Origin of the sequence: Streptomyces sp. WY228 (genome assembly GCF_019287315.1) — a bacterium.
GTDB lineage: Bacteria > Actinomycetota > Actinomycetes > Streptomycetales > Streptomycetaceae > Streptomyces > Streptomyces caviscabies.
In genome coordinates, this window is sequence record NZ_CP079114.1 from 966,586 (window position 1) to 981,985 (window position 15,400).

Genomic DNA, 15,400 nt, shown 5'->3' on the forward strand with positions numbered 1-15,400 from the left:
GGGCGTCCTTACGGCTTCGGTGTGGCGTGCGGGGTGCACGTCACATCGTGCCGGCCGGTCTTCCCGGTGAGCAGGTAGGTGTCCACCCGGTCGTTGACGCAGGGGTTGACCAGTCCGGTGACGCCGTGGGAGCCGGCATCCTTCTCGGTGATGAGCCGGGATCCCTTGAACCGCTTGTGCAGCTCGACCGCACCCGCGTACGGGGTGGCGGCGTCGCGGGTGGACTGCACGATCAGGACGGGTGGCAGGCCCTTGCGGGTCCTCACGTCCAGCGGGGTCCGCTGCTTGGCCGGCCAGGTGGCGCAGGGCAGGTTCATCCAGGCGTTGGCCCACGTCATGAACGGATACTTCCGGTGCAGCCGGGTGTTGTCCCGGTCCCAGGTGCGCCAGTCGGTGGGCCACCGGGCGTCGGCGCACTCGACGGCGTTGTAGACCGCGTTGCCGTTCTCGGCGGCGGCGTTGCCCGCGAGGTCGCTCATGTCGGGGGCCGCGGCGTCGATCAGGGCCTGGGTGTCACCGGCCCGGTAGGCGCTCCAGGTCTGGGCGGTGGGGGCCCAGGCGGAGTCGTAGTACGGCGCGCTCTGGAAGAAGCCGATGAGCTCGGCGGGGCCGAGAACGCCCCCGATGGGCTCCTTCTTGGCGGCGGCCCGCAGCTCCAGCCAGGCCTTCTCGACCTTCTGCGGGGTGTCGCCGATGCCGTAGACGGAGTCGTGCTTCGCGACCCACGCCTTCCAGTCGTCCCAGCGTGCCTGGAAGGCGATGTTCTGGTTCAGGTTCGCCCGGTACCAGATGTTCTTCCGCGAGGGGCCGACCACGCTGTCGACGACCATGCGCCGTACGTGGGTCGGGAAGAGCGTGCCGTAGACGGCGCCCAGGTAAGTGCCGTAGGAGACGCCGATGAAGTTGAGCTTCTTCTCCCCGAGCGCGGCCCGGATGACGTCCAGGTCGCGTGCCGAGTTGGGCGTCGTCATGTGCGGCAGCATCGCACCGCTGCGCTCGCCGCACCCCTCGGCGTACTCACGGGCCAGCTTGCGCTGGGCGCGCTTGTCGGCCTCGCTGTCGGGGACCGGGTCGGCCTTGGGGACCTTGACGAACTCCTGCGGGTCCACGCAGGAGATCGGGGCCGAGCGGCCGACGCCGCGCGGGTCGAAGCCGACGAAGTCGTACGCCTTCGCGGTCTTCGTCCAGAGCGGGTTCTTGGTGGTGACCCGGGTCGGGAAGCGCAGTCCGGAGCCGCCGGGGCCGCCCGGATTGTAGAGCAGGGCGCCCTGCCGCTCGCGCTTCGTGCCGGTGCTGACATGCCGGTCGACGGCGATCTTGATCTTCTTGCCGTTCGGCTTCGCGTAGTCGAGCGGCACCGTCACCCGGCCGCACTGGATGGGGGCGGTCAGGCCCCAGTCCTCCGGGCAGTCCTTCCAGTCGATCCCGGTCTCCGCCGCCCGCTGTGCCGCGAGGGCGACCCCGCGCGCCTCCGCGTCGCCCCGGCCGTGGTGGCGGCCGCCGGCGTTCGCGGCGGGCGCGGCCATCGCCCCCGCTATGAGCGTGCCCGCGACGAGAGCCCCGGCCGAGCCGAGCACCGTTGTACGTCTCACGTGAATCTCCCCCTTCATCCGATCCGCCGCCGAGGGCGGCGTGGTCATCGGTACGTCGCGGGGATCCTTTCGTCTGTGGGGCGCCCGGGGCCAGGTCGTACACCTGTTTCTTTACCGAACCCATAACCGGTGAAGGAAGTTCGCTGAGCGGACTCAGTCGTCGAAGCCTTCCTCGAAGCGGTTCTTGAGCCCGTCCAGCAGTTCGCGCGTCGCCCCGTCCAGGATTCCGCGCAGCAGGCGGGCGTCGGCGGCCACCGCGGTCACCAGGACGGCGGGTCCGGCGAGCGGGGTGAGGGCGGCGGTGGGTCCGAGGAGGCGGGCGGGGAGCGGGGCGTCCTCGAAGGCCGGGTCGGCGAGGAGGAGTTGGCCGACGGCCCGGTGGCCGCCGAGGACGGCGGGGCCGTCCCAGCCTCCGGGGGCGCCGGGCCCGTAGGCCAGTTGCTGGTCCAGGAGCGGGCGGCCCGCGCGGTGGACGGTGAGCCGGGTGGTGAGCGCGCCGGTGGGCTCGCCGTGCCGGCCGAGGATCTGCTCCTCGCGCAGCAGGAGGCGTGCGGTGGGGGCGAGCCGGACCCGGGTGGTCTGGTGCAGGTCGCTGCCGTGGGCGGAGACGAGCTGTTCGGGCAGCCAGTGCAGGACCGCCCTCTCCCCCACGGTCAGGTCCACGGTGTACGTGGACGGCTCGGCGTCCGTCCGGGGGCCCGGGAGGGCGACGGTGGCCGCCGCCGCGTCGACGGTGAGGCGCGCGCCGTCGGCTACCTCGGCCTCGATGGCGAGGCGGTCGCCGTTGAGCGGGGCGCTCATCGCGCCGACGACGGTGACCCGGGCGTACGCGGCCCGTGGGGAGCGGGTGCGGCGCAGGGCGAGCGGGCCGTCGCTCTCCAGGACGGGCAGCGCGGTGCCGCCGCGGCCGTCGGGCTCGGCGCGCAGCCGGGCCCTTGAGCGGACGCTCACGCGGTCCAGGCGGCGAGCTGTGCGCGCACCCAGTCGGCGACCGGTCCGACGCCCTCGGCCGAGGTCAGCGAGGTGAAGGCGACGGGGAGTTCACCGCGCTGCTTCTTGGCGTCCAGGGCCATCCGCTCCAGGTCGGAGCCGACGTAGGGGGCGAGGTCGGTCTTGTTGACGACGAGGAGGTCGGCGGTGGTGACGCCGGGGCCGCCCTTGCGCGGGATGTCGTCGCCGCCCGCGACGTCGATGACGAAGATCTGCGCGTCGACCAGGCCCTTGGAGAAGGTGGCGGTGAGGTTGTCGCCACCGGACTCGACGAGGATCAGGTCGAGCGGGCCGACCGCGTCCTCCAGGTCCTCGACCGCTTCGAGGTTGGCGGAGATGTCGTCGCGGATCGCGGTGTGCGGGCAGGCGCCGGTCTCGACGGCCTGGATCCGCTCGGGCGGCAGGACGGCGTTGTTCAGGAGGAAGTCGGCGTCCTCGCGGGTGTAGATGTCGTTGGTGACGACGGCGATGGAGATCCGGTCGCGCAGTTCGCGGCAGAGGGCGGCGACGGTGGCCGTCTTGCCGGAGCCGACGGGTCCGCCGAGGCCGATGCGCAGGGCGCGCCGGGTGCCGTCGGGGCGGGTGGCGTCGGCGCTGACGGCGGCGGGGCCTTCGTGGGTGTGGCCGAGGTGCATGGGGGCTCCCTGGGGTGGTCGGGCGGAAGGTCTTACGAGGCGAAGAGGCGGACCGGCCAGGCGGCGTGCGCCTCGGCGGTGATGTCGAGGAGCGGTGCGGAGGCGGCGGGCAGGGCGTCGATGCCCTGCCGGGCTGCCTCGGCGGCCTGTTCGGCCACCCGGTCCAGCTCGGGGGCGAGCCGGGCCAGGACGGCGGTGGCGTGGAAGGGGTCGAGGGAGAGGAGGCGGACGACCGCGGTGGCGGGGCCGCTGACGGTCTCGTACGCGACACAGTGCGCGGCGTCCACGGGGCCCAGGCCGGCCGCCCGTGCGGTGAGCCCGAGGACGACGGGCTGGTGGGCGCCGCGCGGCCGGGCCCGGGCGAGCGCGTCCAGTTCGGGGCTCGGCCAGGTGGCGCGGGCGGCCCGCATCATCTGCCGGCCCAGCTTCCGGGCGGTGGCCCGCAGGGCCGGCGCGGGCGTACGGGCGTCGGCGGCCTCGTCCAGGGCGAGCGGGTCGAGGCCGTAGGCCGCCGCCGCAGCGAGGGCGGCGGCGGTGAGGCCCGCGGTGTGCAGCCGGCCCCGGCAGAAGGCGGCGAGGGAGTCGGCGTCCCGGACGCGGCCTTCGGCGACGGCCGGTTCGGCGCCGCCCGAGTGGGCGTGGCCGCCGGCGGGGAACCGGCCGTCGGCGAGGACGAGGAGGGCTGCGCGTGACATGGCTGCGACCGGCTCTCAGAAGAGGAAGTAGCGCTGGGCCATGGGCAGTTCCGCCGCCGGAGCGGGCTCGACCGGATCGCCGTCGATGGTGACGGCGAAGCTGTCGGGGTCGACGTGGACGCGCGGCACCGCGTCGTTCTCCCGCATGTCCGCCTTGGTGACCCCACGGGTGCTGGTGATCGGCGTGAACCGCTTGTCCAGGGCGAGCCGTTCGGGCAGTCCGTCCTCGATCGCGGCGGCGGAGACGAAGTTGAACGAGCTGTGGGCCGCCGCCCGCCCCAGGGCGCCGAACATCGGCCGGGGCATCACCGGCTGGGGCGTCGGGATGGAGGCGTTGGCGTCGCCCATCTGCGCGTACGCGATCTGACCGCCCTTGATGACGGTCTGCGGTTTGACGCCGAAGAACGCCGGGTCCCAGAGGACGAGGTCGGCGAGCTTGCCGGTCTCCACGGAGCCGATCTCGCCGCCCATGCCCTGGGCGACGGCCGGGTTGATGGTGTATTTGGCGACATAGCGACGGACCCGGTGGTTGTCGGCCCGGCCGTCGCCGAGCAGGGCTCCGCGCCGCTTCTTCATCACATGGGCGGTCTGCCAGGTCCGCAGGATCACCTCGCCGATGCGGCCCATGGCCTGGGAGTCGGAGGAGATGATCGAGATCGCGCCGAGGTCGTGCAGGATGTCCTCGGCCGCGATGGTGGAGGGCCGGATCCGGGACTCCGCGAAGGCCAGGTCCTCGGGGACGGCGGGGTTCAGGTGGTGGCAGACCATCAGCATGTCGAGGTGTTCCTCGATGGTGTTGACGGTGTGCGGCCGGGTGGGGTTGGTCGAGCTGGGCAGGACGTACGGCTCGGAGACCACGCTGATGATGTCGGGCGCGTGCCCGCCGCCCGCTCCTTCGGTGTGGTACGCGTGGATCGTCCGGCCGGCGATGGCGGCGAGGGTGTCGGCGACGAATCCGGCCTCGTTGAGGGTGTCCGTGTGGATGGCGAGCTGCGCGCCGGTCCGCTCGCAGACGGTGAGGCAGGCGTCGATGACGGCGGGCGTGGCGCCCCAGTCCTCGTGGATCTTGAATCCCAGTGCGCCGCCGCGCAGTTGGGAGTGCATGGCGTCCTGCGACATCGTGTTGCCCTTGCCGAGCAGCCCGATGTTGACCGGGAAGGTCTCCAGCGCCTCGAACATCCGGGCGAGGTGCCAGGGTCCGGGGGTGATGGTGGTGGCCTTGGTGCCCTCGGCGGGGCCGGTGCCGCCGCCGACGAGGGTGGTGATGCCGCTGGAGAGCGCCTGGTCGACGAGGGTGGGCGAGATGAAGTGGACGTGGGCGTCGACCGCTCCGGCGGTGAGCAGCTTCCCGTTGCCCGCGATGATCTCGGTCTCGGGGCCGATCACCAGGTCGGGGTGGACGCCGTCCATGGTGTCCGGGTTGCCGGCCTTGCCGATGCCGGTGATCCGGCCGTCCCGGATGCCGATGTCGGCCTTGACGATGCCCCAGTGGTCGATGACGACGGCCCCGGTGATGACGGTGTCGGGCGCGCCTTCGGCCCGGGTGGTGCGGGCCTGGCCCATCGACTCCCGGATCACCTTGCCGCCGCCGAACACCGCCTCGTCGCCCGCGTGTCCGGGGCCGCCGGAGCGGTCCTCCTCGATCTCGACGAGCAGATCGGTGTCGGCGAGCCGGATCCGGTCGCCGGTGGTGGGCCCGAACAGGTCGGCGTACACCGCTCGCTTGAGGTCAGGCATCGAGGGAACCTCCGGTTTCGCCGCGCAGGCCGGGGACGACGCGGCGGCCGGCGAGGGGGACGAGTTCGACGTCGGCGGGGATGCCGGGTTCGAAGCGGACCGCCGTGCCGGCCGCGATGTTCAGCCGCAGACCGTGGGCGGCGGCGCGGTCGAAGCGCAGTCCGGGGTTGGCCTCGGCGAAGTGGTAGTGGGAGCCGACCTGGACGGGGCGGTCGGCGGCGTTGAGGACGGTGAGGCGGGTGACCGCCCGCCCCTCGTTGAGGGGGATGTCCCCGTCGCCGTACAGGATCTCTCCGGGAATCATCGGCGCTCCCCCGTCAGACGATCGGGTCGTGGACGGTGACGAGCTTCGTGCCGTCGGGGAAGGTGGCCTCGACCTGGACGTCGTGGAGCATCTCGGGGATGCCGTCCATGACCTCGTCACGGGTGAGCAGTTTGCGGCCGGACGCCATGAGTTCGGCGACGGTGCGGCCGTCCCGGGCGCCTTCCAGGAGATGGGCGGTGATCAGGGCGACGGCCTCGGGGTGATTGAGCTTCAGCCCGCGTGCCCGGCGCTTCTCGGCCACGTCGGCGGCCACATGGATGAGCAGACGTTCCTGCTCGTGCGGGGTCAGTTGCACGCTTCCACCTCATCGTCTTCCGTCCGGCTCCGGCTCCGGACGCAGCGGGACCTTATCCCCGTTCAACAATCCGTTGAACGGGGATGACGGTCTCGCGACCATGCATTGCACGTTAGGGCGGAAGTTTTTCCGTTGCGTTAACTGATCTTTTGCGGGTTCATGGACATGAGTCCGCGCAACCCGTTCGCCAGCACTTCCGGGCGTACGTCCCCGAAGAGCGCCTCCTGCACGATGAAGCCCTGCGCCGTCGCGATCATCGTTCGCGCCACATGGTCGGCGGGCACGTCGCTCTCCAGGATCCCGGCGGAGCGGTAGGCGTCGACGAGTTTCGCCCAGGCGACGCGCATGGTGGCGTACCCCTCGTCGAGCAGTGCGGCGAGCCGTTCGTCGCGCAGCGTCTCCGACCAGAGCTGGACGACGAGCGCGGCGAAGATCCGGCGCTCCAGTCCGTGCACCTGCCCCGCGAGCACTCCGCCCAGCACCTTGCCGAGCAGCGCGTCCGGAGTGGGCGGCGGCGCCGTGCGGGCCGCTTCCTCGAAGGCGCCGCGGATGACGGCGAAGGTCTCCTCGGTGATGGCCGCGATGATGTCCTCCTTGCCCGGGAAGTAGCGGTAGACCGCTCCGGCGGAGAGGCCCGCCTCCTTGAGGACGTCCTGCATGGACGTGCCGTGGAAGCCGTTGCGGGCGAAGCAGCGCGCCGCGCCGCCGAGGATCTGGCGACGGCGGGCGTCGAGGTGTTCCTGGGATACGCGTGCCATGACCTCAATCTAAAACGAACATTCCTTCTTGACAATCGAACGCGACGTCCGGACAGTGGGACCAGACCGTAAAACGAACGATCCTTCTCTCAAAACCCTCCGCTGAGCCGCACGAATCGAGGCCCCTCATGCCCACCGCACCCAACCGCTGCGCGGTGGCGGTAGTCCTGCTGATCCCGCTGATGGTGACGCTCGCCCTCTGGGCCTTCGCCTGGCCCGCCGCCCGGATCGCGCCGCGCGACCTCCCGGTCGGGGTGGCGGGCGCGGCGCCGGCCGCCCAGCAGCTGGAGCAGCGGTTCCAGCAGCGCGACGGCGCCTTCGAGGTGCACCGCTTCGACGACGAGGCCGCCGCCCGCGCCGCGATCGAGGACCGGGTCGTATACGGAGCCGTCGTCGCCACCCCGCAGGGTCCGCACCTGCTCACCGCGTCGGCGGCGAGCCCGGTCGTCTCCCAGCTGCTGCGCGAGGCCGTGACCACGTCCGTTCCGGAGGGCACGCGGGTCCAGGTCACCGATGTGGTCGCCGCGCCGCCCGGCGACCCCCGGGGCAGCGCGCTCGGCGCGAGCGTCCTGCCGCTGGCCCTGGCGGGCATGGCGGCCGGAGCCGTCGTCACGCTGATGGGGCTGCGCGGGGTGCGGGCCGCACTGACCCTCGTCGGGTCGGCCGCACTGGTGGGCCTCGCCGCCACGGCCGTGGCGCACAGCTGGCTCGGCGTGATCACGGGCGACTGGTGGACGGAGGCGGGCGTGCTCGCGCTCACCGTGCTGGCCATCGGTTCGGCGGTGGCGGGGCTCGCCGCCCTGTTCGGGCCGCGCGGCATCGGCATCGGCGCACTGCTGATGGTTCTGCTGGGCAACTCCTTCTCCGGCGTCACCAGCGCGCCGCAGCTGCTGCCCGAGCCCGTCGGCGCGATCGGCCAGTGGCTTCCGCCGGGCGCGGGCGGTTCGCTGCTGCGCTCGGTCGCGTTCTTCGACGGCAGTGCGGCGGGCGGCGCGGCGCTGACGCTCTCACTGTGGTCGCTGTTCGGCCTGGCGGCGGTACTGCTCGCCCGGCGGACGCCGAAGCCCGCCGCGCCGACGCCCACCGGGCCCGCCCGGGAGCCGGCCCTGACCGGCTGAGCACGGGCCCACGTTCGTACGGACGGAGCCGGGCACCCCTCCCGCGGGAGGGTGCCCGGCTCCGTGCTGTCGCGGGGCGGTCGGGCGTCAGGTGTCGCGGCCGTCGTGGGGGCGGTGCTCGGCGGCGATGCCGAACCCGCGCCGTTCGCCCTGAGCGGAGGGCGCGGAGCCGATCGAGGAGACCGAACTGATCACCTGCTCCTCGGCAGCCGCCTCGTCCGCTTCAAGTCGTTGCAGGTCAGCGGCGGATACCAGCGCGATGAGCGGTTTGCCGTGCCGCGTCACCACCACGCGTTCACCGCCGTAGACGACGCGGTTGATCAGTTCGGCTAGCTCCGCCCGTGCTTGCGTCACCGGAATCTCGTAGGCCATAGTCCCCATCATAACCTTCTGTACGTCCTGTACATTTTTTACGCACAGCCGGACGGGCTGACGGACGGACAGACGGATGGTCAGTTCCAGGAGAGAGGCACGCCATGATCCGCCCCGCCGCCCGCTACGTACTGCCCGAGTTCACCGAGCGCACCGCGACCGGAACCCGGACGCTGGACCCGTACTCCAAGCTGCTGTCCGAGCGGATCGTCTTCCTCGGGACCCCGATCGACGACACGGCGGCGGGCGACCTCATCGCCCAGCTCATGTATCTGGAGCACGCCGATCCGGACCGGCCCCTGTCGCTCTACATCAACTCCCCCGGCGGCTCGTTCCAGGCGATGGCGGCGGTCTACGACACGATGCGGTTCCTGACCTGCGAGGTGGAGACCTTCTGCCTGGGGCAGGCCGGTTCGTACGCGGCGGCCCTGCTGGCGGCCGGGGCGAAGGGGCGGCGACATGCGCTGCCCGGGGCGCGGGTAGTCATTCAGCAGCCCGCACTGGAGGAGCCGATGCGGGGCCAGCCGTCCGACCTGGAGATCCACGCGCGCGAACTGGTGCGCACCCGCGAGATGTTCGCGGCCATGCTGGTCCGGCACACGGAGCAGACCGCGGAGCGCATCACCGCCGACATCGAGCGCGACACCATCCTCGACGCGAAGGCCGCCCTCGCCTACGGGCTGGTCGACCACGTCGTGGAGAACCGCTGACACTCCCGGCCGGCGTACGACGCGAGGTGAACCGTTGATGGAACCACCCGAGTTCCCGCCCCTGCCCGCGCTGACGCGCGCCGAGGGCGAGTTCGTCGACTGCTATCTGGCCGTGCTCGACCAGGTGGGCCGGATCAACCCGGCCCACGGCGGCGACACCTACAGCGCGCTGCGGGCCGCCCAGGCCCTGGCCTCCCGGGCGGCCGCCCTGCGCGACGCCCTGGCCCTGATGCACGAGCGCGGCGAGTCGCGGATCCACGCCGCCACCCTGGCGCGGGCCCTGCGCGTCCTGGACGGGGAGCGCAGGGCGGGCCGGGTCGCGATGCCGCCGCCGGCGACCTGAACCGAGGTGAACCGAACCGCCCGGCGCACCGGGAGCGCCTTACGGGAGCGGACCGGTCGACCCGCCGCACGACACGCCCGATCGCGCGATCAATTTCCCTCGCTCGTTCGGCGTAGGCGATCACCCGCGCGAGCGACGGCCCAACTTGCGTCCGGCGCGCGGCCCGTACTCGAAATGTGCCGTTTCGTCGCTGGTACGAGGGTGTGCGCCCGGCTCGCGGACGAGCGCGAATCCGACCTGTCCACCTGAATGGATCAGTGGTGAGGAGACTCACAAACCGTCGTTTCAGCTCGGAAATCCGGCACCGGGTGCGTCAAGATCCCTGAGACGACAAGCCCCCGCCACCGCGGCGGGGCGGTCCGGGCGGACGCCGAGTCCTGCCGCCGCCCGGATGACTGGTCGACAGAAGTGGATCGGCAGGAGTGGAGGACCCGAGCACAACGGGCCGCCCGGGAGACCGGGAAGCCCTCGGGGTGAAGCCGCGTCAAGCGGCCGGGCAACTTCGCCAGCCCGAACCCGACAGGTCATCCTTCACAGGCGGCTGACGAAGGGTTGCGCATGTCTGCGCAGGTTCATGTCCCGTCTCTGTTCGCCCGGGTCGGCACGGCCTCGGTACTCACTCTGGCCGTGACGTCCACGATGCTGGCGCCCGGCCTGGTGAGCGACGCCGAGGCCGCCACCCACTCGACGAAGGCCCTGAAGGTGGCCGCGTCGAAGAAGGGGGCTCCCTACAAGTACGGAGCATCCGGCCCCAGTCGCTTCGACTGTTCGGGGCTGACGCTGTATTCGTTCAAGAAGGCCGGGAAGAAGCTCCCCCGCACGGCACAGCAGCAGTACAACAAGACCCGCCATATCCCCAAGTCGCAGCGGAAACGCGGCGACCTCGTCTTCTTCCATTCGGGGCGCAGCGTCTACCACGTGGGCATCTACGCCGGGGCCGGGAAGATCTGGCACTCCCCCAAATCGGGGGACGTGGTGCGACTGGCGAAAATCTGGTCCAAGAGCGTCTGGTACGGACGGGTCCGCTGACCCACCGGCCGGACGCTCTTTCCGTGCGGGCGCCCCTCCTCGCGGACAGGGCGTCCGGTCTCAGCGCACCAGCGGGCCGGTGACCAGCGCGAGCCCCAGACCGGTGAGCGCCACACCGCTGCCGCCCTCGATGGCGCGGGCGGTACGCGGGCGGCGCAGCCACCGGCCCAGCCGGTCCACGAGCAGGGCGACGGCCGGGAACCAGATCAGCGCCAGCACCACCACGAGGGCCGCGAGCAGCAGGGTCCTGGGCAGCGGCGGCCGGCCGTGGGGCACGAACTGCGGCAGCAGGCTGAGGAAGAGGACCGGGGCCTTCGGGTTGAGCGCGTTGGTCAGGAACCCCTGGCGCAGCGCGCGCCCGAACTCCCGGGGCACGGGCCGCCCCGGCGCGTCCTCGGGCGCCGCGTCGCCGCTCCCCGGGCGGCGACGCCGGATCGCGTACAGCGCGCTGATCCCGAGGTAGAGCACGTACGCGCCGCCGAGCAGCTGGACGGTGCGGAAGAGCACCGGCATCGTCACGAGCACCGCGGCGAGTCCGGCGACCGCGAGCGCGGTGTGCACCAGCAGACCTCCGGCGACGCCCAGCGCGGTGGCCAGGCCGGCGGTGCGCGAGGCCAGGGCGTTGCGTACGACGACGGTGAAGTCGGCGCCGGGCAGCGCGACCATCCCGGCGGCGACCCCCGTGAAGGCGATCAGTTGTGCGTCCATGAGGTCCACCTTGGACCTGCGGAGCCTTTAGCGTGTACTTGCAATCTTCTGGGTCTGCCTAAAGGAACGCTTTCATGTACGACCCGACACGGCTCGCGGCACTCGTGGCGGTGGCGGAGGCCGGTTCGATCACCCGGGCCGCCGCCCGCCTGGGCTACACCGCGCCCGCGCTCTCCCAGCAGCTCGCCAAGCTGGAGCGGGAGGCCGGGGCGGCGCTGCTGGTGCGCCACCATCGCGGGGCGCGGCTGACGGCGGCGGGTGAGCTGCTGGCGGGCCGGGCCCGGCGGGTCCTGGACGAGCTGGACCAGGCGCGGCACGAGCTGGCGCGGCTGGCCGGCCTCTCGGGCGGCAGACTGCGGGTGGGCACGTTCACGACGGCCGGGATCCATCTGCTGCCGCCGGTCCTGAGCGCGTTCCGGCGGGCTCATCCGGAGGTCGAGCTGGCCGTCGCCGACTACGAACCGCCCGGCGGGATCGCCGCGCTGGTCGCGGGCGAGGTGGACCTCGCCCTGACGCACGCCTACGAACCGGCGACGACGGGTCCCGCGCCGGTCGGCGTCCTCGTCGAACCCCTGCTGGTCGAGGAGCTCGTGCTGGTCACCTCGGTGGGCCACCGGCTCGCCGAGGGCACCGGCCGGCTGCCGGTCACCGAACTGGCCGGGCGGCCGCTGATCAGCAGCGCGCCCACCCATCCGCCCCGGCGCGGCGTGGAGAACGCGCTCGCCGAGGCCGGGGCGACGCCCGCGGTGGTCTGCGAGTCGCCCGGATACGCGCTGGTGTGCGCGCTGGTCAGCGCGGGGCTCGGGGTGGCGGTGGTGCCGGAGATGGTCGCCTCGATGGCGGCGGCCCCGCTGTCGGTGCGGCGGCTGGAGCCGGCCTCGTTCCGCCGGACCATCTCGGTCGTGCACCGGGGCGAGCGGTCGACCGCCGCGGCCGCGACGCTGCTCGCGCTGCTGCGCAGCGGATTCGGCCGGGGAAGCACGGGCCCGGCGGCGAACCGGCCCCCGCAGGGCTGAACAGCCCGGGGCCGGGCCCCGCCATCGGCCGGCGGGGCCGGTCCCGGGCCGTTCCGGGGTCAGCCCTGGACCGGGACGACCCACGGGAGTGCGATCCAGACCGTCTTGCCGCCCTCGGCGGTCGGGGTGACCTGGAGCCGCCCGCCGCGCTCCTTGGCCAGCGTCCGGATGATGACCATGCCGCGGCCGTTGTCCTGCCGTACGGCGGCGGGCAGCCGCTGGGGCCAACGGGGGTGACTGTCCGTGACGCCGACGTACAGCTCCTCGTCGCGTTCGAGGCGCAGATCCACGGTGAAGGTGGGCGACTGGCCGAACGTGTGCTGAACGGCGTTGGTGGTCAGCTCCGAGACGATCAGCCGGATGGTGTCGGCGAACTCGGTGTCGTCGGGCAGACCCCATTCGGCCAGGGTCCTGGCGACATATCTGCGGGCCGAGGAGACCGAGGCCGGATCGCTCGGCAGAGTGACGGTTGCTTCCTGATGGTCTGCCATGGCGACGCCGTCCCTTTCCCGCCCCGGCCGACCGGCGGTCGGCCAGGATTGTGCTTCGCGCCAGACTGCCATTGATGCAGCTCCCTGTAACGGCGTTCGGCCAAGATATGCATATATCTGTCGCTCGAAGCGGTGAATTCAGGACCCGCACGGCGTGGACGGACGGCACACTGGCCCCTCTGCGGGCCGCTCCGGCGACGGGCCGGCCCTCCCCGACAGCAGAAGAGGAGACCGGCATGCTGCACGGCCCCGTCGTCCGGCGGCGCAAGCTCGGCGAGGAGTTGCGGAGCCTGCGCCACGCGTCCGGGCTGACCAGCCGGGACGCGGCGCGGCTGCTCGGCTGGCACCAGTCGAAGGTGAGCCGTATCGAGACGGGCGCGAGCGGAGTGACGCCCGCCGACGTGTCGCGGCTGCTGGACGTCTACGCGGTGCGCGACACCCAGTTGCGCTCACTGCTCGAAGTCCTCGCGGGCTCGGCGGGCGGCGGAGGTTCGGGCTGGTGGCACGCCTACCGGGGGCTGATCCCGCCGCAGTACCGCGACTTCATCAGCCTGGAGTCGCAGGCCAGTACGGTCCGGACGCTGGAGACCTCGGTGGTGCCGGGACTGCTTCAGACCGCCGGATACGCCCGGGCCGTGACCCGCGCCTCGCTGGACGGGTTACCGGACGGCCGGCTCGACTCGCTGGTCGAGGTCCGGCTGACCCGCCAGCGGGTGCTGCGCGCGAGCCCGCCGCTGCGCTTCACCGCCGTGCTGGACGAGGCGGTGCTCCATCGTGAGGTGGGCGGCCCCGAGGTGATGCGGGATCAGTTGCACCATCTGTTCCAGGTTTCCCAACTGCCTCATGTTCAGCTCCAGTTGCTGCCGTTCTCGGTCGGCGGATACATCGGGCTCACCGGCCCTTTCGTTATCTTCTCCTTTCCGAACATTTCTGATCTGGATGTGGTCGTTCTTGACCACTTGACGAGTAGCCTCTATCTGGAGCGAAGAGAAGACCTGGAGGCGTACAGCTCGGCCTTCCGCACTTTGCAGGCTCACGCGTTGTCGCCCGAGCGCTCGCAGGACCTCATCACCGAGATCAGACGCAGCTTCAGACGCAGCTAAGGGGGCCGCCGCCATGTCGGACCGACTCGCACCGCCCGTCGCACCGCCGCCGTCGTCATCCGTGAACCCGTCCGCCGCGCAGTGGCGGCGCAGCAGCCGCTCGACCGGGATGAACAACTGCGTGGAGACCGCGCGGCTCGGCAGCGCACTCCTCGCCGTACGGGATTCGAAGGACGTGGACCGGCCGCCGCTGCGTTTCTCGGCGGCGGCCTGGACCACGTTCGTGACCGGACTCGCCCCGGACGGATCCGGGCCGGACGGAACCGGTCCACGGCAGGTCAGCTGAGGTCCGCGTCCGCCTGCCGGGGGGCGGTGGCGACGATCGTGGCCACCGCGGCCGTGATCTGCTCCTCGGTCAGGTCGGCGCGCGCGGTCAGCCGCAGCCGGGAGACGCCGTCCGGAACCGACGGCGGGCGGAAGCAGCCGACCGCCATCCCGGCCGCACGGCAGTCGGCCGCCCAGCGCACCGCCGCGTCCGCCGAGGGCGCGCGGACGGAGACGACGGCCGCGTCGGGCCGGACCGCGGTCAGCCCTGCGGCGGTGAGCTTTCCGTACAGCGAGGCGGCGACCGCACGGGCGCGGGCCGCCCGCCCGGGCTCCCGGCGCAGCACTCCGAGGGCGCCGAGCGCGCCGCCGGCCGCCGCCGGGGCGAGTCCGGTGTCGAAGATGAACGTACGGGCCGTGTTGACGAGGTGCCCGATGACCCGGGCGGGCCCCAGGACCGCTCCGCCCTGGCTGCCCAGGGACTTGGACAGGGTGAGGGTCGCCACGGTCCCCTCGCCGCCCGCCAGTCCGGCCGCCGCGAGCGCTCCGCGGCCGCCGTCGCCCAGGACGCCGAGGCCATGGGCGTCGTCGACCAGCAGCGCGGCGTTCGCGGAGCGGCAGACCTCGGCCAGTGCGGGAAGCGGGGCGGCGTCGCCGTCGACGGAGAAGACCGAGTCGGTGACGGCGAGGGCCCGCCCGTCGTGCGCACCGAGCGCCTTGGCGACCGCGTCCGGGTCGGCATGGGGGACGACGGCGGTCTCGGCGCGGGAGAGCCGGCAGCCGTCCACGATCGAGGCGTGGTTGCCCGCGTCGGAGACGATGAGGGAGCCGCGCCCGGACAGCGCGGTCAACGCGGCCAGGTTGGCCGCGTACCCGGAGGAGAACACGAGGGCCGCCTCGAAGCCGCAGAACGCGGCCAGCTCCCGTTCGAGTTCGGCGTGCAGGGCGGTGGAGCCGGTGACCAGCCGGGATCCGGTGGCGCCCGCTCCCCAGCGGTGGGCGGCGGCGGCCGCGGCGGCGGTGACCTCCGGGTGCCGGGTGAGGCCCAGGTAGTCGTTGCTCGCGAGGTCCAGCAGCTCCGGCTCGGCGTCGCGCGGACGCAGCGTGCGTACGAGTCCTGCGTCGGCCCGCCTGCGGGCCTCGGCGTCGATCCAGTCGAACGGGGCGAAGGACATGCGGCGGGTCCCTCTCTTTGTAGGCAGCCAACAGACCCTAGCCG

At 72.5% G+C, this 15,400-nt stretch carries 19 protein-coding genes and 1 riboswitch; of the genes, 7 read left to right on the forward strand and 12 right to left on the reverse strand.

The window, feature by feature from the left end; genetic code table 11:
- Positions 1–8: 8 nt before the first annotated feature.
- The 8 genes from KV381_RS03840 to KV381_RS03875 all read right to left on the reverse strand — a co-directional run bounded on the left by KV381_RS03840 (position 9) and on the right by KV381_RS03875 (position 7,027).
- Positions 9–1,610, reverse strand: coding sequence for an alpha/beta hydrolase (locus KV381_RS03840; RefSeq protein ID WP_218784546.1), 1,602 nt, complete (start codon positions 1,608–1,610; stop codon positions 9–11).
- 135 nt (positions 1,611–1,745) lie between these two features.
- Positions 1,746–2,543, reverse strand: coding sequence for an urease accessory protein UreD (locus KV381_RS03845; RefSeq protein WP_218784549.1), 798 nt, complete (start codon positions 2,541–2,543; stop codon positions 1,746–1,748).
- The gene (ureG, locus tag KV381_RS03850) at positions 2,540–3,217 is read right to left on the reverse strand and encodes an urease accessory protein UreG (protein ID WP_218784552.1); all 678 of its coding nucleotides are present in this window, start codon (positions 3,215–3,217) and stop codon (positions 2,540–2,542) included. Before ureG ends, KV381_RS03845 begins: the two co-directional genes overlap by 4 nt.
- Positions 3,218–3,249: 32 nt before the next feature.
- Positions 3,250–3,912, reverse strand: a complete 663-nt coding sequence (locus KV381_RS03855) for an urease accessory protein UreF (protein WP_218784561.1) — start codon at positions 3,910–3,912, stop codon at positions 3,250–3,252.
- 15 nt (positions 3,913–3,927) lie between these two features.
- Positions 3,928–5,649 (reverse strand): urease subunit alpha, encoded by a 1,722-nt coding sequence (locus KV381_RS03860; protein WP_218784563.1) that lies wholly within the window; start codon positions 5,647–5,649, stop codon positions 3,928–3,930.
- Positions 5,642–5,953, reverse strand: a complete 312-nt coding sequence (locus KV381_RS03865) for an urease subunit beta (protein WP_030081324.1) — start codon at positions 5,951–5,953, stop codon at positions 5,642–5,644. The genes KV381_RS03860 and KV381_RS03865 overlap by 8 nt, the downstream gene beginning before the upstream one ends.
- A gap of 13 nt (positions 5,954–5,966) precedes the next feature.
- Positions 5,967–6,269, reverse strand: coding sequence for an urease subunit gamma (locus tag KV381_RS03870; protein ID WP_030081323.1), 303 nt, complete (start codon positions 6,267–6,269; stop codon positions 5,967–5,969).
- 137 nt (positions 6,270–6,406) lie between these two features.
- Positions 6,407–7,027, reverse strand: a complete 621-nt coding sequence (locus KV381_RS03875) for a TetR/AcrR family transcriptional regulator (protein ID WP_193464128.1) — start codon at positions 7,025–7,027, stop codon at positions 6,407–6,409.
- A 128-nt stretch (positions 7,028–7,155) separates the two neighbouring features.
- Here KV381_RS03875 and KV381_RS03880 point away from each other — a divergent pair, with 128 nt between their 5' ends.
- Positions 7,156–8,145: an ABC transporter permease gene (locus tag KV381_RS03880; protein ID WP_218784565.1), complete on the forward strand. Its 990-nt coding sequence runs from the start codon at positions 7,156–7,158 to the stop codon at positions 8,143–8,145.
- Positions 8,146–8,232: 87 nt separating this feature from the next.
- Here the strand turns inward: KV381_RS03880 and KV381_RS03885 are convergent, their stop codons facing one another.
- Positions 8,233–8,517, reverse strand: coding sequence for a type II toxin-antitoxin system Phd/YefM family antitoxin (locus tag KV381_RS03885; protein WP_218784567.1), 285 nt, complete (start codon positions 8,515–8,517; stop codon positions 8,233–8,235).
- Positions 8,518–8,621: 104 nt separating this feature from the next.
- On the opposite strand from KV381_RS03885, the gene KV381_RS03890 reads away from it, so the two are divergent.
- The 3 genes from KV381_RS03890 to KV381_RS03900 all read left to right on the forward strand — a co-directional run bounded on the left by KV381_RS03890 (position 8,622) and on the right by KV381_RS03900 (position 10,599).
- Complete coding sequence (locus tag KV381_RS03890; protein WP_030623952.1) at positions 8,622–9,227, forward strand: ATP-dependent Clp protease proteolytic subunit; 606 nt, start codon at positions 8,622–8,624, stop codon at positions 9,225–9,227.
- A 37-nt stretch (positions 9,228–9,264) separates the two neighbouring features.
- Positions 9,265–9,570: a hypothetical protein gene (locus KV381_RS03895; RefSeq protein ID WP_030081316.1), complete on the forward strand. Its 306-nt coding sequence runs from the start codon at positions 9,265–9,267 to the stop codon at positions 9,568–9,570.
- A 368-nt stretch (positions 9,571–9,938) separates the two neighbouring features.
- Positions 9,939–10,125: riboswitch (cyclic di-AMP (ydaO/yuaA leader) on the forward strand.
- Between the two features lie 3 nt (positions 10,126–10,128).
- The gene (locus KV381_RS03900) at positions 10,129–10,599 is read left to right on the forward strand and encodes a C40 family peptidase (RefSeq protein ID WP_030081314.1); all 471 of its coding nucleotides are present in this window, start codon (positions 10,129–10,131) and stop codon (positions 10,597–10,599) included.
- A 60-nt stretch (positions 10,600–10,659) separates the two neighbouring features.
- Here KV381_RS03900 and KV381_RS03905 read toward each other — a convergent pair whose 3' ends face one another.
- Positions 10,660–11,307, reverse strand: coding sequence for a LysE family translocator (locus KV381_RS03905; RefSeq protein ID WP_218784569.1), 648 nt, complete (start codon positions 11,305–11,307; stop codon positions 10,660–10,662).
- Between the two features lie 74 nt (positions 11,308–11,381).
- On the opposite strand from KV381_RS03905, the gene KV381_RS03910 reads away from it, so the two are divergent.
- The gene (locus KV381_RS03910; protein WP_030623946.1) at positions 11,382–12,323 is read left to right on the forward strand and encodes a LysR family transcriptional regulator; all 942 of its coding nucleotides are present in this window, start codon (positions 11,382–11,384) and stop codon (positions 12,321–12,323) included.
- Positions 12,324–12,382: 59 nt separating this feature from the next.
- On the opposite strand, the gene KV381_RS03915 is transcribed toward KV381_RS03910, so the two are convergent.
- Complete coding sequence (locus KV381_RS03915; protein WP_030081304.1) at positions 12,383–12,814, reverse strand: ATP-binding protein; 432 nt, start codon at positions 12,812–12,814, stop codon at positions 12,383–12,385.
- A 236-nt stretch (positions 12,815–13,050) separates the two neighbouring features.
- Between KV381_RS03915 and KV381_RS03920 the strand changes: the two genes are divergently transcribed.
- Both KV381_RS03920 and KV381_RS03925 read left to right on the forward strand, forming a co-directional pair.
- Positions 13,051–13,917, forward strand: a complete 867-nt coding sequence (locus KV381_RS03920) for a helix-turn-helix transcriptional regulator (RefSeq protein ID WP_218784571.1) — start codon at positions 13,051–13,053, stop codon at positions 13,915–13,917.
- Positions 13,918–13,930: 13 nt separating this feature from the next.
- Positions 13,931–14,203, forward strand: a complete 273-nt coding sequence (locus tag KV381_RS03925) for a DUF397 domain-containing protein (protein ID WP_030623939.1) — start codon at positions 13,931–13,933, stop codon at positions 14,201–14,203.
- Here the strand turns inward: KV381_RS03925 and KV381_RS03930 are convergent.
- Positions 14,196–15,356: an 8-amino-7-oxononanoate synthase gene (locus KV381_RS03930; RefSeq protein ID WP_218784573.1), complete on the reverse strand. Its 1,161-nt coding sequence runs from the start codon at positions 15,354–15,356 to the stop codon at positions 14,196–14,198. The two genes, KV381_RS03925 and KV381_RS03930, sit on opposite strands and share 8 nt — an antisense overlap.
- Between the last annotated feature and the right edge of the window lie 44 nt (positions 15,357–15,400).